The sequence below is a fragment of the Candidatus Chazhemtobacterium aquaticus genome, assembly GCF_009936135.1.
Lineage (GTDB): Bacteria > Patescibacteriota > Microgenomatia > UBA1400 > Chazhemtobacteraceae > Chazhemtobacterium > Chazhemtobacterium aquaticus.
The window spans coordinates 275,187-301,403 of the sequence record NZ_CP047901.1 but is presented as its reverse complement, the minus strand read 5'-3'; the positions used below and the strand labels follow the sequence as shown (position 1 = coordinate 301,403).

Annotated in this window: 20 protein-coding genes; all 20 read right to left on the bottom strand. The window is 45.3% G+C overall.

What is annotated here, in order from left to right; genetic code table 11:
* Positions 1–18: 18 nt before the first annotated feature.
* Positions 19–3,489 (bottom strand): DNA-directed RNA polymerase subunit beta, encoded by a 3,471-nt coding sequence (locus MICH65_RS01520; protein WP_161931666.1) that lies wholly within the window; start codon positions 3,487–3,489, stop codon positions 19–21.
* A gap of 193 nt (positions 3,490–3,682) precedes the next feature.
* Complete coding sequence (gene mltG, locus MICH65_RS01515) at positions 3,683–4,690, bottom strand: endolytic transglycosylase MltG (RefSeq protein WP_161931665.1); 1,008 nt, start codon at positions 4,688–4,690, stop codon at positions 3,683–3,685.
* Positions 4,691–4,692: 2 nt separating this feature from the next.
* Positions 4,693–4,899 carry a hypothetical protein gene (locus MICH65_RS01510; RefSeq protein WP_161931664.1) on the bottom strand — a complete coding sequence of 69 codons (207 nt, stop codon included), beginning with the start codon at positions 4,897–4,899 and terminating at the stop codon, positions 4,693–4,695.
* 4 nt (positions 4,900–4,903) lie between these two features.
* The gene (gene ruvX, locus MICH65_RS01505; protein ID WP_161931663.1) at positions 4,904–5,302 is read right to left on the bottom strand and encodes a Holliday junction resolvase RuvX; all 399 of its coding nucleotides are present in this window, start codon (positions 5,300–5,302) and stop codon (positions 4,904–4,906) included.
* Positions 5,302–6,105 (bottom strand): sortase, encoded by an 804-nt coding sequence (locus tag MICH65_RS01500; RefSeq protein ID WP_161931662.1) that lies wholly within the window; start codon positions 6,103–6,105, stop codon positions 5,302–5,304. The genes ruvX and MICH65_RS01500 overlap by 1 nt, the downstream gene beginning before the upstream one ends.
* 39 nt (positions 6,106–6,144) lie before the next feature.
* Positions 6,145–8,361: a hypothetical protein gene (locus MICH65_RS01495; protein WP_161931661.1), complete on the bottom strand. Its 2,217-nt coding sequence runs from the start codon at positions 8,359–8,361 to the stop codon at positions 6,145–6,147.
* A gap of 46 nt (positions 8,362–8,407) precedes the next feature.
* Positions 8,408–10,198: an alanine--tRNA ligase gene (locus MICH65_RS01490; protein WP_161931660.1), complete on the bottom strand. Its 1,791-nt coding sequence runs from the start codon at positions 10,196–10,198 to the stop codon at positions 8,408–8,410.
* 24 nt (positions 10,199–10,222) lie between these two features.
* A complete protein-coding gene (locus MICH65_RS01485) occupies positions 10,223–10,579 on the bottom strand; it encodes a YtxH domain-containing protein (protein ID WP_161931659.1) in 357 nt (118 codons plus the stop codon).
* On the bottom strand, positions 10,566–10,865 hold the full coding sequence (locus MICH65_RS01480; RefSeq protein ID WP_161931658.1) for a hypothetical protein: 300 nt from the start codon (positions 10,863–10,865) through the stop codon (positions 10,566–10,568). The genes MICH65_RS01485 and MICH65_RS01480 overlap by 14 nt, the downstream gene beginning before the upstream one ends.
* A gap of 95 nt (positions 10,866–10,960) precedes the next feature.
* Positions 10,961–11,599 (bottom strand): helix-turn-helix domain-containing protein, encoded by a 639-nt coding sequence (locus MICH65_RS01475; protein ID WP_161931657.1) that lies wholly within the window; start codon positions 11,597–11,599, stop codon positions 10,961–10,963.
* An 8-nt stretch (positions 11,600–11,607) separates the two neighbouring features.
* Entirely contained in the window at positions 11,608–13,710 is a 2,103-nt protein-coding gene (locus tag MICH65_RS01470; RefSeq protein WP_161931656.1) for a DNA translocase FtsK, read from the bottom strand.
* A 59-nt stretch (positions 13,711–13,769) separates the two neighbouring features.
* On the bottom strand, positions 13,770–15,431 hold the full coding sequence (locus MICH65_RS01465) for a ribonuclease J (protein ID WP_161931655.1): 1,662 nt from the start codon (positions 15,429–15,431) through the stop codon (positions 13,770–13,772).
* Positions 15,432–15,534: 103 nt separating this feature from the next.
* Positions 15,535–16,596 carry an AAA family ATPase gene (locus MICH65_RS01460; RefSeq protein WP_161931654.1) on the bottom strand — a complete coding sequence of 354 codons (1,062 nt, stop codon included), beginning with the start codon at positions 16,594–16,596 and terminating at the stop codon, positions 15,535–15,537.
* Between the two features lie 28 nt (positions 16,597–16,624).
* A complete protein-coding gene (locus MICH65_RS01455) occupies positions 16,625–18,862 on the bottom strand; it encodes a polyribonucleotide nucleotidyltransferase (RefSeq protein WP_161931653.1) in 2,238 nt (745 codons plus the stop codon).
* 148 nt (positions 18,863–19,010) lie between these two features.
* Positions 19,011–19,283: a 30S ribosomal protein S15 gene (gene rpsO / locus MICH65_RS01450; protein WP_161931652.1), complete on the bottom strand. Its 273-nt coding sequence runs from the start codon at positions 19,281–19,283 to the stop codon at positions 19,011–19,013.
* A gap of 48 nt (positions 19,284–19,331) precedes the next feature.
* Positions 19,332–20,270, bottom strand: coding sequence for a DHH family phosphoesterase (locus MICH65_RS01445; RefSeq protein ID WP_161931651.1), 939 nt, complete (start codon positions 20,268–20,270; stop codon positions 19,332–19,334).
* A 56-nt stretch (positions 20,271–20,326) separates the two neighbouring features.
* On the bottom strand, positions 20,327–21,805 hold the full coding sequence (gene infB / locus MICH65_RS01440) for a translation initiation factor IF-2 (RefSeq protein ID WP_161931650.1): 1,479 nt from the start codon (positions 21,803–21,805) through the stop codon (positions 20,327–20,329).
* Between the two features lie 47 nt (positions 21,806–21,852).
* Positions 21,853–23,190: a transcription termination factor NusA gene (nusA, locus tag MICH65_RS01435; protein WP_161931649.1), complete on the bottom strand. Its 1,338-nt coding sequence runs from the start codon at positions 23,188–23,190 to the stop codon at positions 21,853–21,855.
* Positions 23,191–23,301: 111 nt separating this feature from the next.
* Positions 23,302–24,156, bottom strand: a complete 855-nt coding sequence (locus tag MICH65_RS01430; RefSeq protein WP_161931648.1) for a DnaJ C-terminal domain-containing protein — start codon at positions 24,154–24,156, stop codon at positions 23,302–23,304.
* 96 nt (positions 24,157–24,252) lie between these two features.
* Entirely contained in the window at positions 24,253–26,163 is a 1,911-nt protein-coding gene (gene dnaK, locus MICH65_RS01425) for a molecular chaperone DnaK (protein WP_161931647.1), read from the bottom strand.
* Positions 26,164–26,217: the final 54 nt, after the last annotated feature.

Genomic DNA, 26,217 nt, shown 5'->3' with positions numbered 1-26,217 from the left:
TTAGTGTTTTGGTAATAACTATTGTTGATTTTCTTGAGTAGGAGGTTCTTCTACTGGTGCTTGATCATCTGATTTAGTTGGTTGATCAGATTGGTCATTGGAATCATCGGACTGATCTTCCGGAGTGGCATTGGCGGAGACATGGCTGGGGACTGATTCAGAGTCAGAAATAGTTTCTTCTTGAGTTTTGTCGGAAATATCTGAGTCGTCCTGGGAAGGTCTGGTAATTGGATTAGTGGGGATAATGCTTAGTCCTAAGCTGTTTAGTTCTTTAACAAGAACCTTAAAGGATTCGGGCAAAGTAGCTTCAGGGATGTCAGTACCCTTTACAATTGCCTCAAAAGCACGGGAGCGACCGACTACGTCGTCGGACTTGATGGTGAGCATTTCTTGAAGAGTGTGAGCAGCTTTGTGTGCTTCAAGTGCCCAGACTTCCATTTCTCCCAGACGTTGGCCACCCATCTGAGCTTTACCTCCGAGAGGCTGTTGGGTAACTAGAGAGTAAGGTCCGGTAGAGCGGGCGTGGGTCTTATCCTCAACCATGTGAACGAGTTTAAGGATGTAGCCAATGCCAACAGCGGTATCCTCTTCAAAAGGAAGACCGGTGCGACCATCGGTAAGCCTGATTTTGCCGTCAACAGGAAGGCCTGCCTGGCTCATGAGAGAAATTATTTTGTCTTCGGGAATCTTCTCAAAGACGGGGACGGCGATATTCTGGTTGAGTTTGTCTGCTGCCCAACCAAGTTGAGCTTCCATGAGTTGTCCTAAGTTCATGCGAGCAAGAACTGAGAGGAAGGAGATGATGATATCGACTGGTGTACCGTCGGGAAGGGTAGGCATATCGGCGACTGGAACAACCTTGCTGATGACTCCTTTGTTACCGTGACGGCCAGCAACCTTGTCACCAACAGTGATTTTTCTTAGTTGAGCGACCTTAACTTTGATTTGTTTGATAACGCCAGGGTCGAGCTCATCTCCGGTATCACGATCAAGAATTTGAACGTCGATGACGGTGCCAGATTCTCCGTGGGGCATCTTTAGGGAAGTGTCACGAACTTCTCGTGCTTTTTCTCCAAAAATGGCGCGTAAAAGACGCTCCTCTGCGGTAAGCTCAGTTTCGCCCTTGGGAGCAATTTTGCCAACGAGAATATCATTAGGCCCAACATTGCTGCCTATAGCAACAATGCCATCTTCGGTTAAGTTTTTTAGGTCTTGTTCAGATACATTGGGGATATCGCGAGTTAGTTCCTCAGGACCAAGCTTAGTTTCCATGACCTGAGCTTCGTATTCATTAATATGGACTGAGGAAAGCAAGTCTTCTTTAATGAGCCTGTCGGAAACCACAATGGCGTCTTCGTAGCCTAGTCCTTCAAAGTTAGCATATGCAATGACAAGGTTTTGACCCAGAGCTAATTCACCGTTTTGTGAGGCTGGCCCGTCGATAATGATCTGGCCTTTTTTGACTTGTTCGCCCGGTCGTACGAGAGGTCGTTGAGTATAGGCGGTTGACTGAGAAGTGCGATAGAAAGTTTTGAGATGATATGTCTCGACGTCGTCTTTGATAGTTATACTTTCTGATTGATTAAGTTGGGCAAGTTTTTTGAGATCGTCAATGTGTTTAGGATCAACCTTTATGGTAACGGTATTGGAGTCGGCAGAGATAACCTCACCATCAAAACGAGCTCTGATAACCCAACCCATGGACTCGGCAACAGGATTTTCCATGCCAGTACCAATGATGGGAGCATCAGGCTTGATAAGAGGAACGGCTTGACACTGCATGTGCGAACCCATGAGCGCACGAGTACCGTCGTCGTGTTGAAGGAAAGGAATGAGAGAGGCTGAGGTACCAACAACCTGTCGGGGGATGATGTCGATGTATTCGATTTTCTGAGCGTCGACCTCGATGAATTTTCCGTTATAACGAGCTGGTACCCAGTCGTTGGCTAAGTAATCACCATCACGAGCAATGTCGGCGTGAGTAATATAGTGATTTTCTTCATCATCAGCAGTGAGGTAGACGATTTCGTTGGTAATTCTCATGCGAGTCTTACCACCTTTAGATTCTGGGGTAACTTTAAAGTATGGTGCCTCGAGAAAGCCGTATTGGTTAATGCGAGTATAGAGGGCTAGATAGGTAACCAGTCCAATGTTTGGGCCTTCTGGAGAACGAATTGGGCAGATACGGGAGTATTGGGAAGCGTGAATGTCGCGCATAGAGAAAGATGCGCGCTCACGAGTGACACCGCCTGCCCCCATCACAGAAAGACGGCGAAGGTTGTCAATTTCGGCTAAGGGGTTAACCTGGTCAAGGATGGCTGAGAGTCGATTTCTTCTAAAAAATTCTGATACAGCAGCGATGATTGGACGAGGGTTAACTAAAGATCCGGCTGTGGGTGGTTCTTCTTTTTTGGCCAAGCTCATTTTTTCACGAATGGAACGCTCTAATCTAAGTAATCCGATTCTGAAGGGGCCCTGGTAGAGAAGTTCGCCAATTTGTCTGACGCGGCGGTTGGCAAGATGGTCGATATCATCAACTTTTCCATGGCCGTTTTGGAGGTTTATAAGATAACGGAGGGTGGCAACAATATCTTCTTTAGTTAAAGTGGTGTGTTCATCTGTAATGGGTGTATCTAGACTGAGGCGTTTGTTGATTTTATAGCGACCGACTAAGCCGAGATCGTAACGACGGGGGTCAAAAAACATTTGATAAAGAAGTTCTTTTGCATTATCAAGAACAGCGGGTTCACCGGGACGGATTTTTTGGTAAAAATCAAGGAGAGCTTCATCGGTTGAAGCGGTGGCATCTTTCAAAAGCGAAGCGGCAATATATGGATGGTCTTTGTCAGTGTCTACATCTTTAAAGAGAGAGGAGATTTCTTCACTGGAGGAAAAACCAATAGCGCGAAGGAAAGTAGCGGCCGAGAGTTTGCGGCTACGATCAATTCTTACAGTGATATAGTCGTTTTTGTGGATATTAAACTCGAGCCACGACCCGCGGATGGGACGGATTTCAGCTGAGGAAAGCTGGCGGCCGGTGTTGGTATCTAGAGAAGAATTGAAAAACACACCAGGGGAACGAACGAGCTGGTTAACAACAACACGTTCAACACCATTGATGATGAAAGTTCCGTAAGTAGTGATCTGAGGAATGTCACCTAAAAAGACCTCTTGGGTTTTTGAGGTCTTGGTTTCGAGATTGGTGAGAATAGTGTTAACACGAAGGGGAGCGGCGTAGGTAAGGCCTTTTTTAAGACATTCTTCGGGGGTGTGGGTTGGTTGACCGAAGGTGTGGTCGCCAAATTCTAGCTGGAAGGAGTCACCAGTGAAGTCTGTGATAGGCCCAAGATCTTGAAGAGCAAGTTTAATGCCCTGATCAAGAAACCAGTGGTAAGAGTTGACTTGAATTTGTGAAAGGTTAAGTTCGGGAAGTTTAGGGGTGATGTTACCCCAGTATATACGTTTTCTAGGCTGTTGCTGGTTGGACATGGGTATTATGGTTTTCCCTAATTATAGGGCGATAAAATAGTTGACAAACTAACGTCGCGCGGAGACGCAAAAAATCTGCCCTCTTTACGGTGAAGAGGCCAGAGACCAGGACGTGGTGAGAAGTTTAGCAAGGATAACACAACTTGTCAACGGTTGGATGAATGGTGGATATTTAAGATAATTTTAATTTAAGTTATTTTAGATACTTGGCAATATTTAGATTGTGCTCTTCTAAAGTCTTGGCGTAATGAATTTGACCAGATGGGTCATGAAGATAAAACCAGTAGGGCGTGGTGCTGGGTTGATAGGCAGCTTTAATTGATTCAAGTGAAGGATTAGTGATTGGAAGAGGAGGGAGACCTGGTTGGGAGTAAGTATTGTAGGGTGAAGGAAGGTTTAGATCGTCTTTGGTCAGATCATTTGGCCACCAATTACAGGTAAGAACCTGACAGTTAAGATTGGCTTTGACATACTGAACAGTAGCATCAACTTGAAGAGGCCAGTTAGCATGAAATCGATTAAGTAGGATGCCAGCTATGACAGGCCTTTCTTGATCGGTGAAGGCTTCTCGTTCAATTAGGGAGGCGAGTACGAGGGCCTGTTTATCGGTTAAACCGGATTGGTTGGATAATTTTTCTGTTTGTTCTTTGAAGCGGGTGGTGAGTCGATCGATAGCAGCTTGAGCGGTGGTGGAACGGGTGAAGGAGTAAGTATCTGGATAAAGTTGTCCTTCGAGATCTTTGGTCATGAGAATGAAGGTGTCTGGATCAAAATTATATTCCGGGTTGCTGGGAGAAAGGGTGTCAACTAAGGCTTGAGCAATCTCTTCACGGCGCCAACCTTCTAAAAGAGTAACCCAACGATCTGATGTACCCACAGTGAGGGATTGGGCTACCTCTGCGAGAGTGAGGGTGGGGGGGATGGCGAAATCACCAGCTTGGATTTTGGTCGAGAGGTTTGAGATTATGACTTGAAGTCGAAAGGCAGGTATGGAGCGAATTAAACCTGCGTGGTAAAGGATTTGACCAATTGAGTCTAGTCCTTGGCCCTTTTCGATAGTGAAGTTGACTCTCTTGGTTGAGTTGGGATTGACGGGACGAGAAGCAAGTTTAAACCAAGTCAAAAAGAGAAGAATTAATATGACTATAAGAGAAAGAAGAATTAAAAAGGGTTTAAGCGGGGCAGAGCGGCGTCGAGTCATATCTACTTAACTTCTTGGAAGAGGGCGCGGCGATATGTGTTAGTTTTAGGATCGAAGATAAAAATACGACCACACTTACAGGTGACTTGATCAAGACCTTTAAGTTTGGACTTAACACGGGTCCCGTTTTGGAGTGGGGTGCCGCAACCGACACACTGTCCTCTAGAGAGTAACCAGGCCTGCACTGGAGCGATCATGTTTTTAAACATGGGGTTATTCTATCAAATTATCAAGATAAAATTGAAGAATGCTGGCAGCGGCAACTTGATGGTTGTTAAGGCGGCGGTAACGCGGTCCTTTATTAGCGTCGATCATAGCTCTGGTGGCAAACCGGGTGGAAAGATCTTCATTGACGAGAATGATGGGTAGAGAAAGAGTTGCTTCAAGTTTGTTTTTTAAAAGACCCACGTGCTGAGTAAGAGGTCCTTTTTGAGGGATGCCGAAGACAAGGATGTCGGGCTGATAACTTTTGACGAGATCGATAATCTCTTGTTGAAGCAGATCAAGATTTTGGGTGTGAATGGTGGTTAAGCCTTCGGCAATTTTGTTTTCGTAGGAGATAGCGACACCGGTGTGAGCAAGGCCAATATCGAAGGCTAGGGTAACTGGCATTAAAGTGATTGTAATTCGGCGGTGACAACAAGGCGTTTGGTTTTTAAGCCTGGTGGCACACAAGTAATTAGCTTAATTTTTTTGGAGTCATAACGTTGTTCAAGTACCCAAAGATCTTCGGGCATAACTTCTTGCTTTTCGGTAACTGAGTAGGTATAGGTGATGCCGTCGTACTCAACAATGATTTGATCGTCTTTTTCGAGAGTCGGTAGAGTGGAAAATATCGACATGTAGTTCTTGGGATTATAAAACTGAGGCAGAATTGAGTGACCAAAAATAACAGGGCTACCAAATTGCCCTGGGAGGGCGGTTTCGGTGTAGTGAATAAGACTTTTGGAGAGATCGTCACTCCCAATAATAACTTGGGCGTTCTCAATATTTAATTTGGGAATGGAGAGAGTATACGTATTTGGACCAGTTGGTCTAACTACTTGAGTGGTGGGGGGGGAGCTTGGAAACCAGTTGCTTGCATGAGTATAGTCGAGAGAACCGACAATTTTAGGGGCGGCGGCGAAAGCGGCAAGTGAGGACGAGTCAGCTAAGGGGTTGAGAAGTCCTGTAGAAGTGGTGGGGGGGGAGGTCTGATTACCAAGGATTTCGTAGTAAACAATTGGCCAGGCAACCGAGAGGATTAGAACCAAGCCAGTAATAGAGGTACCTAAAGGGAGCAGACTCAGGAGAGATCGGGGTGGTTGTGCTGGCTTGGGAGGAGGAGGGGTAGGTGGTGGAGGGGTGATTGAGTGTTGAGGAGTGGGTGGGAGTGCAGAGTTGGTTTGGGCCTTCTGATAGATGTATAGTGACATAGCTTTACGGATAATTATAACGGGGAAAGAGGAGTGAGGTTAGGGTTGAGCTGAGGGTTCGAGGGTGAGATTAATTTTGGCAGGATTCAGGGGAAGTTTCTCAGTAATGAAGGGTAGGTTCGGGTTAATAATTACGGTTGTTTTTTGGTATCCGGGAATGGTTTGGAGAAGTGTTTTGGCTGCATTAAGAGTTTTACCTTTAAGTTGTTGTTGATAGTCCGAAACAGAGAGTTGGGGCATGAGTGAAGCTTTTACTGTTGCGGTGGTGATGGCATAACCCGTGTCGGGGTCGGACTGAGGGGGATCGATTGAGATTTGAGTGTTGCTTGAATCAAGGGCGAAGTCGGGTGGAATGTCAGAGCTAATTTCAGATTCTATAAGGGAGTGGAGGTCAGACTGAAGAAATTTGAGAAAGTTGGCCTTGACTTTTAGATCGAGAGAGAGCGTGCTAGCCTCCTCGCCTACATCGTGGCTGTATTGCTTGGAGATTACTTGGGTGTCTTGAGGGACAACTTGGTATTCAGTCGAGGAGGATAGTTGGTCTTGTGCTTGTTGTTGGATTTGTTGAGTTAGCTGATCAAGGAGGGCTTGTTGATCATTGGCTGAAACAGCTTTTACTGTACGCGATGTTCCACCAGAGAAATCTTTGGTGGCTTTGGCTTCAAGGGAGCTTTTGGGGAAGGTGCCAACTGTAAAATCAGTGTCTGTAGAGATGTTGTATTCTGCTCCGATGTTGGCAGCGGTGACGGCAACAGAAGACTTGCCGTAGATAATATTGACACCGCCTTCTTGTTCTTCGGCACTTCTCGAGGCAATGTTGAGATCTTGATCTAGAGTAAATTTGAGATTGTCGGCAGTGATAATAGTGGTTCCTTTTTCAAGAGTTTTTTCGGTATCGGTTTTGTTAAAGACAGTGATTTCACCGACGGCTTTATCTCCTACAGTAGCCTCTCCGGTAGTTGGTAGCGATCCGCTGGCTTCAAGCTCGAGGGAGTCGAGAGTAGCCGGAACAGTTGGCAAGTCTGGGTGGGGTGAGTCTGAGACAGCTAGAGAGAAGGACTTGTCAATTTGTTTAGGTGAGATGTGAAGCACCAGAGTGGCTGAGGAGAAAAAACCATGTACCAGAACAGCCGAGAGGATTAGACTTATAACTAGAAGAGGGGGGATAATTAAAATGAGTTTTGAGTGTTTGAGATTGAGATATGGGGGTTTTTTTATATAAGTTTGTGAGCGTGATAATTCCAGAAACTGCTTAATCGGAGAGGTGACTCGGGATAGTAGAGATGGGGGCGAAACAGGTGGGTGATTTGGAATCGATGGTGACGAGTTTGTAAAGTTAGCTTGAGAGGTTGGGGAAGAGGGCGAGACAGAAGGGTAGGAGGGCGTATTCGTGTCTCTAATGTCACGGCCGGTGACAAAGCCATGATTGGTTAGGACCGATGGCGGTGGGACTGATGAATTGGAAGAGGAGTTTGAAGTGGTTGGGTGGTTTTGTGTTTTTTTTGTTTCAGTGACAGAAATACCAAGGGAGCGAGCTGCTTCTGATCCTCCAGATAGAGCAATAGCTTGGATGGAAAGCTTTGGGTCGGGTATCTCAACTTTTGGTAGGTGAGGAAAAGGAAGGTGATCCTGCCAAGGGAAAGATGTTAGTTGCTGTTCGATATCTGGGTCCTGGCCGTTAATGACAAGGATTCGAGCTGGTAGGTGGTCGAGATCGAGCCGGGCTAGTCCTTCTTGGACATCTTTGGCGAGATCTTGAGAACGGCCGACTTCTTCTCTACCGACAATATCTCCTAGTCTGGTGACGACAACATTGACTTTGGAGGAGTGTACTTCCAGGAAAATAGCGGTAGGTGGTATCCCTTCTGAAAGCTTAAGCTGTTGAATAATGGCTTCGGTTATGGCGACAAAACCAACGGGTTCAAGTTCAAGTTTTTTGATTAACTCCTTGAGATAAGCACTTGATTCAGGGCTAATTTTGTCTTCTTTGATCCAGGATTCAGGCAGGCCAAAAATAACCCGATTTGGCTCCTGATCTTGTGATTCGAGGGCATGGGCAAGTGAAGTATCGACTGCAACTAGGAGAGACTCGGTGTCGCCCCACTCTTCTTGTGAACCATAGCTGACGATTTCTGGTTTGCCATTAGAGACTTGCCAGATAGCGGTCTTGACTAGACCTTCTTGAATCTGGATTGCTAGAAAAAGTTCCGGTGGGGTAACTGGTTCTTTGGCTTTAAAGAGATGGGTGATCTCCATATTGTTTAAGAGCCTTCAGGTGGAACCTGGGCAGAGAGTTTAAATATTAAACGATTTTGGCGTAAAGGCGACGACGGCCTGAACCAACCGACTCTTGCTTATAAATGGTGATCGGGCCAATGTCGGCGGTATTAGCCACATGTGGCCCACCACAGACTTCTTTACTGAAGTTACCTATACTATACACTTTAACCTGGTCACCATATTTTTCGGCAAAGAAAGCAAGAGCATTTTGAGATTGTGCTTGTTGTAGGGACATGGTTTGGCAGGTGACGGTAAGTTTATTTTTAATTTGCTGATTTACCAAATCTTCAACCTGCTGAAGTTGCTGGTTACTAAGGGGCTGGTCATGGGTAAAGTCAAAACGGAGTCTTTGATGGGTGATGTTGCTGCCAGTCTGGCGAACGTGGTCACCCAAGACTTGACGCAAAGCTTGGTGGAGTAAGTGGGTAGCTGTATGGTATTTTGTGGTAATTTGACTATGATCTTGGAGGCCGCCCTGGAACATGCCTTTTCCGGCGGTGCGAGAAAGGTCTTGGTGATGTTTGAGTTCCTGGTTAAATTGATCTAAGTCAAGCTCTCTTCCTTGTTGGGCGTAAAGCTCTTGAGTAATTTCAACGGGAAAACCATATGTTTGATAAAGGTCGAAGGGAGAGAGTTGGTTAAGTTGTTTAAGCCCTTTGTCGAGTGTCTTGATAAATTGCTGCGATTCATTGTCAAGTACGGAGAAGATTTCTCTTTGTTTTTGGTTAGAGTCGAAAAAATTGGGAAAGGGTGGGGTTGATCGGGATTGATAAGTACTAATTACTCCTTGCTTAGCAATGATACTAAGATAGTTTGGTTTGAGAGTACCGCTAAGTTGATAGAGTTTAACAATAGAGCGTCTTATTAAGCGTCGTAAGACGTAGCCTTGTAGTTTATTGGATGGCTCTACTCCTTCGTTGATAAGGAAGACGGCGGCTTTAAGGTGGTCGGCGATGATACGCATTGATGTCTGATGGTCTGAGTATTGTAAATTAGTGAGTGCTTCGATTTCGGAGATGATAGGTTGAAATAAATCGGTCATGAAGATATCGGGTTGATCATTGATGGCGGCCAGCATTCTTTCCAGCCCTCCACCAAAATCGACATTTTTCTGAGATAGTTCTTTGAGAGATCCGTCTGTTTGTTTTTGATATTGAATGAAGACTGAGTTAGCGATTTCAAGGAAACGGCCACAATCACAGTTTGGATGACAATGTTGTCCGTATTTAGGATCGTGTTTTACCTGAGTGAACTCGAAAAAAACCTCGGAGTCTGGTCCGCCAATCTCACCACTGGGCATTTCTTGAGGAGTTCCGGATCGGGACCACCAGTTTTTGCTGGAAGGATAGAAAAAAATATGGTCTTCGGGGATACCAAGCGACTTCCAAATTTGATAAGTATCTTCGTCTCTGGGGACACCGTCACCACCCTGGTAAACTGTGACGTATAGTTTTTCTTTGGGAAGTTTGAGTTCTTGGGTTAAGAAATTCCAGATCCAGGTAAGTTGATCTGTTTTGAAATAGTCGCCTAGTGACCAGTTACCAAGCATTTCAAAAAAGGTGGTGTGACGGTTATCGCCTACTTCACTGATGTCTTGGGTCCGTAAACATTTTTGAGAGTTGACTAATCTGGTCTGGCCAGATGGGTGTGGCTGGCCAAGTAAATATGGAACTAGGGGCTGCATACCTGAACTGTTAAAAAGGGTGGTGGGATCATTTTCGGGGACAAGAGGAGCGGATGGGATGATAAGGTGATTTCTTGGCTTTGAACTGAAGAAGTTGAGGTATTTTTGTCTAAGGTTATGACCGGTCATGGGTAAATTATATCAGGGCTAGCCTTAGAGAGGTTTACCTCGTTGGGTGAAGGTTGGGGGAGGATTATCGCGATGAAGTCTTGATGAAAGATCAGAAGGTGGAGCGGGAGGTGCTAAGTCGGGAGGAAGAGGAGTTAGGTCATTATTCTGGTGTTTGAGATTTTCGACAAGATTGTGAGCTTTGGGGGGCAGATCATCAAGAAAAGGTTTTATTTCCTCGGTTAACGAAGAAAGGTTTTCTTTGAGTTTACGAGTGAGAACCCTGCCTTCTTTGGTTCCTAAGAGTAGGGCAGCGACGGCACCAAGGGCAACACCAGTGATGAATGAGGAGAGCGAGTTGTCTTGATAGATGATTTGGCGGTCCAGTCTAGAGTTCGTCATAGTTGTAGGGGGAAGGAGATTGTTGTTTTCGTTTGGTAAAAAAGGCAGCGATGGTTTCGATTACGGTAACTCCTTCTTTGAGACCAGTAAGCAGATTGTTCATGCTGGCGGCAGGATGAGAGAGTTTGTTGATGAGAGTCTCGGTTTGATCAAGTATGGAGTTGGTACGAGAAATGGTGGTGCGAAGATCTTTGATAAGCAAAAAAAGTTGAATGCCAACAGCAGTGATGATGAAAGAAAGAATGGTGATGACAATGATAAGTAAAGCTTGGGTGAAGGTAACCATAAGGTAGATTTAATTTAACTATACAGCTTAATAAAGGGCAAGTTGGAATTAATTGAGAGAGTCGGTGGAATCAATCTCTTTATTAAAGATTTACATTATTCCTTGCTGATAACACTGATGTTTAGTGTTTTTGTAGAGGTGCGATTAAAACGGTTAGTGGCTGAGATCGAAATTTGGTAATCGCCAGGAGCAAAGTTTATCTGGGTTAGAAAAATACCTGACTGATCTGGTTTAACGCGAGTGTCCTGGTTGATGGTTATGATGGAGTCTGGAGAGGTTTTTCCCTCTATAGTGACGGGTGAAACAACTACTGCTGAAGGAGATGGTTGAGTAATGATTAAATGAGGAGGAAGAAGTAAAGCTCGATACTGAAAGGTAAGGTAGCCGAAAAAAACTAGGATACCAATGACAAGGGGTATGAGAGTAGATTTTGAAATAGAAAGAAGTGAGTTTTTAAGAGAAAAATTAAGTCCGCTTCCGGGGGGAGATGTTTGGGCTTGTTCAACTGAGTCGCGACGATAGATGGCGATAAGTTCGTCTGGGTTTTTGCCTACGGTTTTGGCATAGCTTCGTATAAAGCCCTTGGTGAAGGTGCTGTGAGGTAGAGAGCCGTAATCGTTATTCTCGAGGGCGCGGATATGTTTGATTTCAATTTTGGTGATACGGGCGATATCCTCAAGAGAGTAGTTTTTGGCAGAACGAGCGGTGTGGAGAAGTTCACCAAGTGTCTTCATAAGAGAAGTTATTCATCACTTTGTATTCGGGCAAAAAATTCATCTGCGGATTTAATGAGGACGTCACGAGGCTTGCTGCCATCAGGGGCAGAAACGACTCCCGCTTTTTGGAGTTGGTCTAGGATGCGAGCGGCGCGAGCATAGCCAATGGAAAGGCGTCTTTGAAGCAGAGAGGCAGAAGCCTTGTCGTAGTTAACACAGACTCGAACAGCATCTTCAAAGAGGTCGTCGACATCGTCGATGGTGGCCCCGTTGGGAGCGGTTGCTCCTGAGACTGTTTTGGTTTCAATGACTTCTTGGGAGTATTCAGGCTTGAGACCTTGTTGTTTTAGATATTCGATAAGAGACGCGATTTCCTTATCATCAACAAACGTACCCTGAATGCGGCGAGGTTTGGCCTGGTCGGGAGGTATATAAAGCATGTCTCCCCTGCCAAGTAGTTTTTCTGCCCCTGGAGAGTCGAGAATGACGCGAGAATCAATCATGGATGCTACATTGAAGGCGATACGGCAGGGAATATTAGCCTTGATTAAACCAGTAATGACATCGGTGGAGGGACGTTGGGTAGCGAGAACTAGATGGATACCGACCGCACGGGCCATTTGGGCAATTCTAGTGATACTGTCTTCGACCTCGGACGGAGCAAAGAGCATGATGTCTGCTAGCTCGTCAATAACAATAACGATATAGGGCATAGCCTGGAATCCAGAAAGCTCATTATAGGCAGCTATGTTTCTAACTTTGACTTCGGCAAAAAGCTTGTAACGACGTTCCATTTCTTGGAGAGACCATTTTAGGGCAGAAACAACTTTCTCTGGATCAGTGATGACAGGTGTTAAGAGGTGAGGAATACCGTCATATCCGGTAAGTTCAACTCTTTTAGGGTCAACAAGGATAAACTTGACTTCGGCAGGTGAAGCACGAAAGAGAATACTGGCTATGAAAGCGTTGATAGCAACAGATTTACCTGATCCCGTGGCGCCAGCAATAAGTACATGAGGCATTTTGGTTATGTCGGCAACAGTGGGTTCACCGGCAACGTTAAGACCTAGAGCAACGGTAAGCTTGCTCTTGGAGGTTTTCATTACGTCAGAAACGAGCATTTGCTTGAGATTGACAAATTCGAGTGAGTGGTTGGGAACTTCTATACCAACCAGATTGCGGCCAGGTATGGGTGCTTCGATGCGGATCTGTCCTTGAGGAGCGGAGAGAGCTAAAGCAAGATCATTTTGAAGAGCGACGATTTTACTTAACTTGGTGCCAATAGCAACCTCAATGGCGTATTGGGTAACAGCTGGACCGGCATTAATTTCAACAGTTTTGGCAGTAATACCAAAGGCCTCAAGAGTATCTTCAATGATGCGGGCGTTGGCACGGACATCGCCGCGATCAGCTTTACCGACTTTGGCATCTTGAAGGAGAGAAACTGGAGGAGCTTCCCAGATGGCCGAGTCGTCTCCAGGTTGATTGCTTAAGGCTTGGGGTTGAGAAGTTGACTCTTCTACAGCTGGGGAATCGCTAGTTTTGGTTTTGTCACCATCATCACCAATACCTTTAATCTTAAGCTCGCGGGAGGGAAGAACCCCAGCTTGTTTAATGCGGCCAGGCTTGGGTAGAGCAGATGATGCTTTCTTGGCATCTTCAGACATTTTCTGGAAAAGGGCGAGAAGATCTTCAATCGATGTTTCAAAAAGGATAAGTATGCCAATGATGGTTCCTGATAAAAAGAAGAGAAACGAGCCGGCGGAGGTAATTAGAGCGGCTATGGAACCAAAGACTTGGTCGCCAATGTTGCCAGCTTGAGTCAGTCCAGTAAGAGAGAGGAGGGAGATAAGTGAGCCAAGAAATACATTGGGTTTGGAGATTTGCCACTTAACCTTGGTGACTAACAGGCCTCCAGATATGAAGATAAAGGGGAGAAAAATAAGAGCCCAACCAAAGAGAGAGGATCCAATGTCAAATATTTTGGTTAAAACTGGTCCTTGACGAGAAAAGGAGATGCTGATGAGTCCGCCAAAGCTGATAATTATAATCGCAGCAATCGAGCTTAAAGTGTCTTGCTTAAGGGAAAGTTTGAAGGGTTTACTGCGGCGACCGCGTTTTCTGGCCATACTATGAGTATAGCTTAAGTTGTATGAAAAAGAAGTTTTTTAGAGCTTGAAAAAACTAATTAGACTTCAACAATAACGGGAAGAATAAGGGGACTTCTTTCGGTTTTGAAGTAGATAAATTTCTCAAGAGAGAGGGAGATTTTTTGACGGAGAAAGCTCCAGTCAGTTACGATGCCTTGCTGGTCTTTGAGGGCTTGTTTGACCTTAGCTTTAATCTCATCGATTAATTCTTTGCTCTCTTTAACGTAAACAAAACCGCGAGAAACAATTTCTATATCACCACTAACTTTACTGGTGTCATGGCGGATGGGGACAATGACGACTAGTATACCGTCCTGGCTCATGACTTGACGATCGCGAAGGACAACCTTGCCAACATCCCCGATTCCTAAGCCATCAACGTAGATGTTTTTTAATTCAACGGTGTCGCCATATCGCACCTGGTTTTTACTTAGAACTAAGGACTGCCCGTCATTGGGTATGAAGATGGATTGGGAAGACAAACCAAGGTTTACTGCCATGCGACGGTAGGCTTTTTGATGACGAACTTCTCCTCCGACTGGAAAGATGTTTTTAGGATTGAGAAGACGAACAAGTAGCTCAAGTTCTCCGCGATGACCGTGGCCAGAGACATGAAGTTGTTCAGATGATCCGTAGGCAACATCAATATCTTTTTTGGCTAGACTATTGATTAAGTCGTGGACGTTTGATTCTCCTCCAGGAATAATGTCTGAACTAATGACAACGCGATCACCTGGTTTGAGCTGGACGTTCTTGTGTTCACCGGCTGCAGCTCTTTGCATAGCTGAACCTTCTTGGCCCTGAGAACCAGCAACAATAAGGGTTAGCTGAGAGTCTTTGAAATTTTTAATTTGATGAGAGTTAATCATGGTGTTTTTGGGGAAAGAAATGAAGCCTAGCTTGGCTGCTAGACTCATATTGCGATCTACACTGCGACCCAGAATAGCTACTTTTCGACCATGACGAGCAGCAACATTTATGGCCATGCCTAACCTGGAAACTGAGGAAGAAATAGCGGTGACAATAAATTTGCCTTTAGTTTTTTGGAGTTCCTGCTCGAAGATGGCTTCAATATCACGCTCTGGGGCGGTAAAACCTGGACGCTCAACTCCAAGACAGTCAGAAACTAGAAGGTCAACACCGTTGATTCCGGCCTGAGCAATTGCTTGTAAGGCGGGCGGTTTACCGTCAGGTGGATTGAGGTCAAATTTAAAGTCAGCCCCATGATAAACCGTCCCGGCAGGGGTTTTGATTAGCAAGTGTTTACAATTGGGGATGGAGTGAGTGATATGAATTAGGTCAATATTGAAAGGGCCAAGATTGAGTTTGTCTTCGACAGCGTGGAAGGGATTAGTAAGACCGTATTCTCTAACTTTGGTTTCGGCTAGTGCCGTGGTAAGTGTTGATCCGTAGACGGGTAGATTTTTGGGGAGACGTGGGAGAATGTAGGGCAAGCCGCCAATGTGGTCTTCGTGTCCATGGGTGAGAACGATAGCTCGAAGGTTTTTGCGGGATTTCTCGAGGTATTCAACGTCGGGAATAAGAATATCGACCCCAAGCATTCCTGCTTTAGGGAAGCCCATGCCACAGTCAACTACGATTTGATCGTTGCCATATTCATAGACGTACATGTTTTTGGTGACTTCACCATTGCCGCCTAGGGGGATGATTCTTAAAGTTTTTGAAATTAGATTTTTCATTTTATTATTGTTAATTTAATTTAAATTTAAAGGTAATTGGTGGTATAGAAAATGTTGCATGAGATATGTAGTGAATTGCTAGGATTATATCAGCGAGTAATGATTACCATTTGGGAAGAAAAGTTTTGATGTTTTCCGGGGTAATGTGAGCTGATTGAATTTGCCCAGCAACGATTTGGCGAGCAACTTTTCTGGCTATGCCTTCGAGGGTGCGTTTGAGAGTACGAATACCGGCGTCATAGCCTAAGGGTCGGGTAATTTGTGGCCAGAGAGAGTCATCAATGTTAAGCTGTTGAGCAGAAAGTCCAGATTCTTCCAAAACACGAGGGAGCAGATACTCGCGAGCAATATGGATTTTTTCTTCGTCTGAGTAGCTAGGCATGCGAATCGGTTCGAGACGATCGAGAACAGCGGTGGCAATATTGGTAGTGTTGTTGGCTGTTGCCAGAAATAGCACTTCGGAGAGATCGACGGGATAGTCGATGTAGTGGTCCAGAAAAGCTTTGTTTTGCTCAGGATCGAGAAGTTCAACTAAGACACCCATAATGTCGGTGCGGGCAGATTCAGAGACACGGTCAATTTCGTCAAGAAGAATGATTGGGTTCTTAACCCCCGCTTGTTTAAGTGCTTTAATCACGTAACCAGGTTCAGCTTCGAGATGAAGGCGAGACTGACCGCGAAGGTCACGGGCTGAACCCATGCCACCAAAGGGAATGCGTCCTAGGGGTCGACCTAGAGCCTGAGAGAGTGCGGATGCAAAAGTAGTCTTACCAGTACCGACGAGTCCAACTAAAAATATGAGGGGTGAACGGGCGATACCATCGCTTTGAGATTGACGAAGTTTGTAGACAGACATGTATTCGAGGATCCTGTCTTTTACTTCCTGCATACCATAGTGGTGTTGCTCGAGTGTTTGAGCGATTGTGTTTAGATCAATGGGCTGAGTAACCCGCTTGTCCCAAGGTAGGGCAGTAATCCAGTTAAGATAGTGACGGGTGCGTTCAAATTCCTCGGTATAAAAACCTTGATTGATCATACGCTCAAGACGATCGATCATCTCGGTCGCCTGGGCATGAAGATCTGGAGGAACCACTACAGAGTCTAGTTGAGCACGAAGCTTAATGATGTCTTGATTGGCAGACGAAGAGGAGGAGGTGGGTTCCATGATTTAAGTATAGCGAAGTGGCGGAGACTTAGCGCTTGTCGTTGAAACGAGAAAAGCGAGACTCATTTCTGGTAGCACCTGGTTTGTTTGAGGTGCGCGGTCGGCTTGATCTAGTCTGGGAGGGTCTAGATGATTGGTCTTGACGCGATTCTCTTCGTGGAGAAGTGGTTCTGTCTCGACTGGCAGGATTGTCATCAAGATTCATGGTGAGGTTAACTCTACCTTGAGAGTCTATTTCAAAAACCTTGACCTGAACCTGATCGCCTTCTTTGACTAGTTGATGTGGATCAGAGACAAACTCCTTACCCATGTTGCTAACATGGACGAGACCGTCTTTACCGGGGAGGATTTCAACAAAAGCTCCAAAAGGCTGAATTCGCTGAACCTTTCCGGAATAGACTTTACCAACTTCAACCTCGGCGGTAAGATCTTCGATCATTTTTTTGGCTTGATTGACGTTCTCAGGATTTGTACCCGTGATGCTGACTAGTCCGTCATCCTCGATATTGATCTCGACGTCAAGATCTTCCTGAATTGGGCGAATGGTTTTACCTCCAGGGCCAATAACTACACCAATTTTTGTTGGGTCAATTTGTAATGTAACAACGCGAGGGGCAAATGGGGAAAGCTGAGACCGAGGCTGATCAATGGTTTTTTTCATATTTTCAAGAATGGCAAGACGACCAACTCTGGCTTGTTCGAGAGCGTCTTTAAGTACTTGGGCACTAACACCAGTAACCTTGACGTCCATTTGAATAGCGGTTATACCATCAACGGTTCCAGCTACCTTGAAGTCCATATCTCCAAAATGGTCTTCAAGTCCTGCAATATCAGTTAAGGTGATGTACTTTTTACCATCGGTGATTAGGCCCATGGCTATGCCAGCGACTGGTTTTTTGATGGGTACTCCGGCGTCCATTAGAGCAAGGGTAGACCCACAGACAGAGGCTTGGGAGGTGCTACCATTGCCGCTTAGTACTTCAGAAACAACTCTGATGGTGTAAGAAAATTGATCTTGTGAGGGTAGAACAGGCTCGAGGGCTCGCTCGGCTAAGGCTCCATGACCAATTTCTCTACGGTTGGGACCACCTATTCTTCCGGGTTCACCGGTCGCATAGGGAGGCATGTTGTAATGGTGCATGTAGCGCTTGGTTTGCTCGCCCTTCATGCCTTCGATGAGTTGCTCAGAACCAGGAGAGGCGAGAGTAACAGTGGAAAGAACGTGAGTAAGTCCACGCATAAAGAGGGCTGATCCGTGTGTGCGGGGCAAGAGGCTTACTTCGGAAGAGAGTTGGCGTATTTCATCTATGGCACGACCATCAAAACGAGTGTTTTTATCAAGCAACTGGGAACGGATGGCGTTTCTAATACGATCATCGATGAGCTTGGCCACCTGAATGCGGTCGATTTCTTGATCGTCGTTGATTAGCTGATCAACAAGATTTGAAATGTTAATGCCTTCGCCGCCATTGGTTTTACTATCAGAGAGAATTTGATTGACATCAAGTTTGTCTTCAACAAGTTTGACTAGAGTTGCATCGAATTTTTCTGGCTCGACCTGAAGTTTTGATTTACCTAGTTTTGCAGCTAAATCAGAGATGGCTTTGATGATTAGGTCAATATTTTTTTGGCCATGATCTAGGGCTTCAAGGACGGTAGATTCGTTAACTTCATGGGCACCTGCTTCAACCATGGCAATAGATCCTTGGGCACCTGAAACAACGAGGTCGAGCTTGGAGTTTGTTTTTTGGCTATTGGTGGGATTGATGAGGAAGTGGCCCTTGTCATCCATACCAACTCGTACGGCCCCAATGGGACCTTCCCAAGGAAGTGAGGAAAAGCTTAATGCAGCAGAGGCGGCGATGATAGAAAGAATTTCTGGTTCTGATTCTTGATCTATAGACAGGGGGCTGACAATAACTTGAACATCATCGTAAAAACCCTTAGGAAATAGGGGTCTGATAGAACGATCAATCAGACGAGCGGTGAGGATTTCGTTATCAGAAGGACGACTTTCGCGTTTGATGAAACGGCTACTGCTAATTATGCCACCGGCGTAGTGTTTTTCACGATATTCAACGGTGAGAGGAAAGAAGTCGACGTCTGCCTTGGGTTTACCGGAAACCACTGCCGCAAAGACGACAGTGTCGCCGGAGCGAACAAGGGCGGATCCGGCCGCTTGGGGAGCAAAACGATTAGCTTCGATAGTAATATCTTGGGTACCATCAAGTGAGATGGTGGTAGATAGAGATGGGTTTTGAGTCATATGGTGACCGGGACGAAGAGTGTTGAGAATTCGGGGGTGGGAACGAGATTCACACGCCTGAGTCCTCAACGATCAGCCTCGGTTAATGAATATAGTTTTTAATAAGAACAATAATTGTTAACTTGGATATTTGCTTTTGATCTAGGGTTTAGACTGTTTTTCCAATTTTTAGGGTTGAGGTAAGATCCTGGAGTGACTTTGGATTGGTCTTGGCTAGATAATTAAGAAGTCGACGACGTTTTGAAACAATTTTTAGCAAACCGCGACGAGAGTGGTTATCAGTCTTATGGCCCTTAAGGTGGTTAACTAGTTTATCGATCTGATTGGTTAATAGAGCAACCTGGACACTAGGAGAGCCGGTATCAGATTTGCTAGTAGCAAATTTTTTAATGATGGTTGATTTTTCTTCTCGGGTTAACATAGGTGCTTATTTTAACAGATGATGTGGTAAAAGAAAAGATAAATGAGGCTATTTTAGGCTAGATCCCCGGTAAATTTTGGGTCCAGTCCAGTCAGAGGGGACGCCGGTAGCAACAGGTTGTGGTGATGTAGCCTGAGTGAGGGGAGGGGTGACTGAGTCGCCTTGAGGTTGATTGGATTTGTCTTGTGGTGGGGTTGGAGGAGTAGAGAAGAATGGAGGGGGTGTGGGGTTTGACAGTTGTTCTTTGGACTTAGGAGTTTGAGCTCCACTGCGAAGCAAAAAAGCGGCTGTTTCAAGAGTATCGGGGGTAATCTTGGGAGACTGGAAGTTGTTTACGACTGATAAGATTTGGCCATAAAGATTAGTGGCTGCATCTGCAGTTGGTGACGTCCCAACACTTTTAAGTAAAAAGGCGACAAGTTCACTTAGACAGGAAAATTTGTCGGAGTTAAGACTCATGCTAGCAAAGGTAGAAGGTGATGCCGCAAGGCTAATATTTGCAATGGTAGATTGGTCAAGAAACTCCTTTTCTTCAGAGTAAAGACGGCCAAGTTCTTCGAGCGAGTTAATATTAAGAGTAATAACTAAATCAGCTTCGGCGCCAGTATATGAATAGCTAATGGAAGAGGTGTCTAAGGGGGCTGATCCGGCTTTGGGTTTTATGCGGAGATTGAATTTGCGGGTATTTTCATCAATGTCATAGGAAACGTTTTCGGCAGAGTCTTCTTGGTAGTCAAACGAGATAACGAGATTACGATTGCCGATGCTAGTTTTTAGTTGATTTATCCCAAAAAGGTGAGAGCTGGCTACTTTGGCAGGGGTAGAACAACCGACTGTAGAGGTCTTACCAGAGTTTTTAAGAGTTAAATGAAGGCTTAAGGCAGCTGAGAGAGAATCAACATCTGGTTCAGGAGGAAGAAGAATTAGAACGGAAGCTGAGTCCTTTAGTTTAGTTTTGAATTGATTTAGCTGATCAGGATCAAACATAAGATGGATGATATTATATCCTATATTTTCAGATTTGTGAATAATCTAGGGCGTGATTATATCAAGGTAGGTGGAGGTGAAAAAGAGATGATTTGATCTCCTGGTTTGGCGTCAAGTTGAGGAGTAAGAACAAGGCCAAATTCCTGCGAGGGAGAAACTTTTGAGACGTCTTTTGAACCAATCTTGAGAGAGGTTATGCGTGCGTTCTTGCTTGATCCATCTGATCTTTTTAGGTGAATCTGATCTCCGGTTTTGATTACTCCTGAATCAGATTTACAACCGAAAACAGTTGATTGGGGTAAGTTAAATATCTTAATGATGGTGGCTTGACCATTTATGGTTTCTTGTTGGTGTTTTGAGATGGTTTTGGTTGAGAGAAGTTGCAGGTGATCAAGTAGATCATAAATGGTGTCAAAGGTGTGAATGGGAATGTGTTCGATTTGGGCTAGTTTTTTAGCCGACGGAGTTGGTTTGGTACGAAAACCGTAGACAGGGACAGAAGAGGTTTGGGCAAGAAGGATATCTGATTCGGAAATTGCACCGGCACCGGCGTGGACGAGGTGGATTTTCTCAGGCAAATTGTGGCTAATGGCTTCGAGAGTACCAACCACATCAGTTTTTAAGAGAATACCTTGTTGTGACTGATCAGATGATGGAGAGTTGATTTCGGTTTGGGTGATATGTTGGGTTTTGGTTGAGAACTGGGAAAGAGAGTGTTTATGGGTGATTATGGAGCCGACTGGTGGCACTTGCGAGAAACCTAAGATACGACAGGGAGTCGAGGGTATGGCTTGGGGGACAGGTTGTCCCTGCCAATCGGTAAGGGCTCGAACACGACCTGAGAGAGGTGTCTCTTGGGGTTTGTTGGGAACAGTGGTGATATCTTGGCCGGGAGCCAGTGAGCCGTTCTTAAGAATAACCGTGGCTAAGGGTCCCTGGTGTTTATCGAGGGTTGATTCAATGACAATGGCTTCAAGAGTACCTTCGGGATCAGCCTTAAGCTCTTGGAGCTCAGCTAAGAGAAGAAGGTTTTCTAATAATAGGTCTAGATTGGTTTTGCGGGTGGCTGAGACTTCGACAATGGGAACATTACCACCATAGCCCTCCACCAAGACACCGGCTTCAACTAATTGAGTTTTAACTCTATCTGGCTGGGCCTGGGGAAGATCAATCTTGTTTAGAGCAACAATATAGGGGATGTTGGCGGAGTTTATGTGGGCAAGAGATTCTTTAGTCTGAGGCATGACACCATCGTCAGCAGCTACTACTAAAATTGCAAGATCGGCCGTTTGTCCGCCACGGGCGCGCATAGAGGTAAAGGCAGCGTGTCCTGGAGTGTCAATAAAGGTTAGTGGATGTTGGTTGTAGACAATTTGATAGGCACCTATGTGTTGGGTAATTCCGCCTGTTTCTCCAGCTTGAACGTTGGTACTTCTGATGGCATCTAGTAAAGAGGTTTTACCATGATCCACGTGACCCAAAACGGCGATGATCGGTGGACGAGATCGCAAAGGAGAAGATGTTTTGTCATCCATGCGGGTTAAAAGCGGTAATGAGTAATAACAGAAGAGAGCTAGTCAGTTTACTTGGACGAGTTGGTCATGGAAGAGCTGTCCTGAGGTGTTGAGGTGTCGATAGTGTCTGACTGGGAGCTGCCTTCGTCTGATTGAGATCCTTCTGGTGAGTCCGATTGTTGGTAGGTAGCAAGTTTGTTTTTGATTTCGGTGATGGTTTTTGAGCCAATGCCCTTTACTTCCTTAAGACGCTCTAAATTATCACCCATAATTTGCTCAAGTAAGACTATCCCAGCTTCCACAAGTTTGTTTCTGGTTTTGGTATCAAGGTCTAACAGATCGATTTCATATTCTTCATTACCGGTAACTTGAATGGTTGATTTGTCGCCTGCCTGAACTTTGATTTTATATCCGGTTAGTTTAGCGGCTAGTTTGACATTCTGTCCCGAACGACCAATAGCAAGCGAAAGCTGGTCTTCAGGAACAGAGACTGTAGCGGTTTTTTTGGTTTCATTGAGAGTAATTTGGAGATTCTCTGCAGGTGAGAGGGCGGCTGAGATAAATTCCTGTGGATCTTGAGAGTATTGGATTATATCAACCCTTTCACCGTTTAACTCGTTGATAACAGCTTGGACCCTGACTCCTTTTTGTCCAACACAGGAACCGACCGGGTCGACTCCTTCTTGAGTTGATTTGACGGCTACCTTGGTTCGTACCCCGGGGTCTCTAGCGATTTTTTCAATGACAACAACTCCAGTTCCAACCTCGGGAACTTCGCGAGCAAAGAGTTGGGTTACCAGTCGCGGGTCGGAGCGAGAAACAACTACTGATTCACCACGGAAAGTGTCTCTAATATCCGCAATGACAACGGCTATTCGAGAGTTGAGCCTGTAGAATTCGCCACGGATTTGCTCCTCGGGAGGCATAACTCCTTGGCCTCGACCAATGTCGAGAATGACGTTTTTACCGTCAAGACGGAGAACCTGGGCTGTAATAAGCTCACCTAAACGAGAGCGATATTCGTCGATAATGGATGATTTTTCTGCTTCTCTGACTTGTTGAAGGATGACTTGTTTGGCTGTTTGGGCGGCGATGCGACCAAAGCCAGGAGGGGTTATGTCTTTATCCTTTTTGGTTTTGGGGTCGGTGGTGATGATTTTGAACTCACCGGTTTGGTCATCTAGAACGACCGAGAGACTCGTTTGAGGAGGGGAAAGTTCTTCCTGGCTCTCTGTTTCTTCACCTATCTCGTACTGGGCGTAAATTTGAGGGTAATCTTTACGAAAAGCAGCAAGTAAGGCTTGTTTAAGGCTGTTGAGAACAGCAGAGGGCTCAATGCCTCGTTCAGTACAAATTTGATTTAGTGCGGCCGCAAATTCAGTGCGGGCCATAATTGGGTCTGACATGATCTTTATCTATGTTGTTAACTACAGCTAGTTAAAAGGTGGCGAGTAGCCACCTGATTAAGCGGGTTAATTATAACCGAAGGCAGTGGTGAAGAGCAAGTTAGAGGAAGGTTACTTAAGAGTTTGGGCAAGTTCTTGGAAGAGAATCTTTTGACGACGGTTGAGTTTTTTGGGAATAGAGATACGTAGCTTAACGTAAAAGTCGCCGTGACGAGCGGAGTTAAGGTGTTTGACACCTTTGCCTGAAAGTCGGATTACGCTGCCTGGCTGAGTGCCTGGTCTGATTTTAAGGGAGATGTGGTCGCCTTCAAGAGAAGGGACTTGAATCTGGCCACCAAGAACAGCTGTAGTTAGGGAAATTGGATAGTCAATGAATACGTCATAACCGTCACGCTGAAACTGATGGTGAGGTTCGACGTTAAAGGAGACGTCAAAATCGGAAAAACGAATGCGGGTGCCGTCAGAAGCGCCAGCCGGGACTTTGATCTTGTATTGTTTGCCTTGATGAAGGATGGTTTTTTCTGCGCCTAAGGCGGCGTCTAGGAAGCTGACTTTAATGGAGTAGTGGGGTTTTTGGGGTCCGCTACGAAAAGGGTTGGCTGACCCAAAGAAAGTTTCAAATATGTCAAAGGGGTCGGAAAAATCGAAGGAGAAATCAGCTGGACTACCTGAGGTGTAGTAGGTATATCGATATGGGCCGCTGGCCTGACCTGAACGACTAAAGGGACCGCCAGAGGATGGGTCGAAAGCACTATGACCAAACTGGTCATATGCTTGTTTTTTTTGAGGATCGCTTAAGATTTCGTAGGCTTCGTTGATCTCTTTAAACTTATCCTCGGCATCGGCAGCTTTGTTTCGATCTGGATGGTACTCGAGAGCTTTTTGTCGATATGCTTTTTTGATTTCGGTACCAGAGGCGTTTTTGGAGACACCAAGAATATCGTAGGGATCACGCTTAATAGTCATACAAGAAGATTTTATCAGCCAAATACGATATTATCTAGCACTCATTGTTGACAACTGCTAAGAATGAGCTGTGGTCTGAGGATAGATCGGAAACTATTACTCAACAACTTCCCCCTCTTCGGCCGATTCTTTTTTAGGTGAATCGTCTGAGTTTTTGGAGTTTGATTCTGTTTTTGAGTCGGCTGACTGAGATTGCGCTTGTGAAGCTGCCTTGTAAAGTGACTCACCGTATTTTTGAATCACTTCGGTGGCTTTTTTAAGCTCTGAGTCAATTGACTCAACGGTAGCATCTTGCTTGTCTTTAACCTCTTTTAGAGATTCAAGAGCTTGATTGATTGATTTTTCAGTTTCTTTGTCGATTTTGTCGCCGGCTTCTTTGAGAGTTTTTTGGGTGGTAATAATCAAGGTTTCAGCCTCATTTCTCTTGTCGACTAAGGCTTTTTTCTGGGCATCTTCGTCGGCATGTTTTTCAGCTTCAGCCTTCATCTTTTCCACCTCTTCATCGGTAAGATTGGTAGCATTTTGGATAGTGATTTTCTGCTCTTTACCAGTCCCCTTGTCTTTGGCTGAAACATTGAGAATGCCATTGGCGTCAATGTCAAAGGTAACCTCAATTTGAGGAATACCTCGGGGGGCGGGAGGAATGCCATCTAATATAAAGCGGCCTAGCGATTTGTTGTCAGCAGCCATGGGACGTTCGCCTTGAAGTATATGAATCTCAACTTGGGGTTGATTGTCTGAGGCGGTTGAAAAGACTTGAGATTTTTGAGTAGGAATAGTGGTATTTCGATCAATTAGAGGGGTCATAACACCACCAAGTGTCTCAAGTCCTAGAGTAAGCGGGGTAACATCCAGGAGAAGGACGTCTTTGACATCACCGGCGATAATTCCTCCCTGAATGGCAGCACCGAGGGCGACCGCTTCGTCAGGATTGACGGTTTTGTTGGGCTCTTTGCCAAAGAAATCTTTAACTGCTTGTTGAACCTTGGGCATGCGGGTCATGCCACCAACTAGAATAACTTGGGCAATATCTTGTTTGTTGATGCCGGCATCCTTAAGGGCTGCTTCGCACGGCTTAATGGTTCTTTTGACCAGATCGTCGACCAGCTCTTCGAGCTTGGCCCTAGAAAGCTTGAGGGTGAGGTGAAGTGGCTGGCCGTCTTTACTTTGAGTAATGAAGGGTTGATTGATTTCTGTTTCAGTGGTCGAGCTTAATTCGATTTTAGCTTTTTCGGCAGCGTCTTTAATTCGCTGAAGGGCTTGTTTGTCTTGGGAAAGATCTACACCATGTTCAGCTTTGAATTCCGAGACGACCCAGTCAATGATGGCTTGATCAAAATCATCGCCACCGAGAAAAGTGTCTCCGTTGGTTGATTTGACTTCAAATACACCATCACCAAGTTCAAGTATGGAGATATCAAAGGTTCCCCCACCAAGATCGTAGACGGCGATGGTTTCATTTTTGCCTTTATCTAGTCCGTAGGCTAAGGCGGCGGCGGTGGGTTCATTAACAATGCGTTTGACTTTTAGACCAGCTATTTCACCAGCTTGTTTAGTGGCTTGGCGTTGAGAGTCATCGAAGTAAGCAGGGACGGTAATGACCGCCTCTGTAACCTCCTCGCCGAGATAATCACTAGCATCCTTTTTTGCCTTTTGGAGGACGCGGGCACTGATTTCTTGAGGAGAGTATTGCTTGCCGTCAACTTCAATGGCAGCGAGATCGTTTTTACCTTTAACTATCTGATAGCCGACTTGTCCCATGGTTTTCTTAACGGCTGGAGAGTCAAAGCGCTGGCCCATCAGACGTTTGACCGAGGAAACTGTTTCTGAGGGTTTAAGAACCATTTGACGCTTGGCCACGTCTCCAACCAAATTGTCTTTGGGATTAACCACAGAAGGAATTAAATTTCTACCCTCAGCGGTGGGAATAATTTTGGCAGTGCCTCCTTCCATAACAGCAACTGCCGAGTTAGTTGTACCTAGATCTATACCGATAATTTTGCTCATAAGTGTAGGTATAAGTAATTGCTAATAATAATTTACTGGGTTTTGTTTAGTGAG

Bases quoted from the DNA above. Each gene is read 5' to 3' on its own strand.
- ruvX (WP_161931663.1), bottom strand. From the start codon at position 5,302: ATGCCAGTTACCCTAGCCTTCGATATTGGCCTTGCTCACACCGGTGTC.
- MICH65_RS01495 (WP_161931661.1), bottom strand. From the start codon at position 8,361: ATGGAGATCACCCATCTCTTTAAAGCCAAAGAACCAGTTACCCCACCG.
- nusA (WP_161931649.1), bottom strand. From the start codon at position 23,190: ATGTCAGACCCAATTATGGCCCGCACTGAATTTGCGGCCGCACTAAAT.
- MICH65_RS01480 (WP_161931658.1), bottom strand. From the start codon at position 10,865: ATGGTTACCTTCACCCAAGCTTTACTTATCATTGTCATCACCATTCTT.
- MICH65_RS01430 (WP_161931648.1), bottom strand. From the start codon at position 24,156: ATGACTATTAAGCGTGATCCCTACGATATTCTTGGTGTCTCCAAAAAC.
- MICH65_RS01445 (WP_161931651.1), bottom strand. From the start codon at position 20,270: ATGTTTGATCCTGATCAGCTAAATCAATTCAAAACTAAACTAAAGGAC.
- MICH65_RS01510 (WP_161931664.1), bottom strand. From the start codon at position 4,899: ATGTTTAAAAACATGATCGCTCCAGTGCAGGCCTGGTTACTCTCTAGA.
- MICH65_RS01470 (WP_161931656.1), bottom strand. From the start codon at position 13,710: ATGGCCAGAAAACGCGGTCGCCGCAGTAAACCCTTCAAACTTTCCCTT.
- MICH65_RS01500 (WP_161931662.1), bottom strand. From the start codon at position 6,105: ATGTCACTATACATCTATCAGAAGGCCCAAACCAACTCTGCACTCCCA.
- rpsO (WP_161931652.1), bottom strand. From the start codon at position 19,283: ATGTTAACCCGAGAAGAAAAATCAACCATCATTAAAAAATTTGCTACT.
- MICH65_RS01455 (WP_161931653.1), bottom strand. From the start codon at position 18,862: ATGACTCAAAACCCATCTCTATCTACCACCATCTCACTTGATGGTACC.
- infB (WP_161931650.1), bottom strand. From the start codon at position 21,805: ATGGATGACAAAACATCTTCTCCTTTGCGATCTCGTCCACCGATCATC.
- dnaK (WP_161931647.1), bottom strand. From the start codon at position 26,163: ATGAGCAAAATTATCGGTATAGATCTAGGTACAACTAACTCGGCAGTT.
- mltG (WP_161931665.1), bottom strand. From the start codon at position 4,690: ATGACTCGACGCCGCTCTGCCCCGCTTAAACCCTTTTTAATTCTTCTT.
- MICH65_RS01490 (WP_161931660.1), bottom strand. From the start codon at position 10,198: ATGACCGGTCATAACCTTAGACAAAAATACCTCAACTTCTTCAGTTCA.
- MICH65_RS01485 (WP_161931659.1), bottom strand. From the start codon at position 10,579: ATGACGAACTCTAGACTGGACCGCCAAATCATCTATCAAGACAACTCG.
- MICH65_RS01520 (WP_161931666.1), bottom strand. From the start codon at position 3,489: ATGTCCAACCAGCAACAGCCTAGAAAACGTATATACTGGGGTAACATC.
- MICH65_RS01460 (WP_161931654.1), bottom strand. From the start codon at position 16,596: ATGGAACCCACCTCCTCCTCTTCGTCTGCCAATCAAGACATCATTAAG.
- MICH65_RS01465 (WP_161931655.1), bottom strand. From the start codon at position 15,431: ATGAAAAATCTAATTTCAAAAACTTTAAGAATCATCCCCCTAGGCGGC.
- MICH65_RS01475 (WP_161931657.1), bottom strand. From the start codon at position 11,599: ATGAAGACACTTGGTGAACTTCTCCACACCGCTCGTTCTGCCAAAAAC.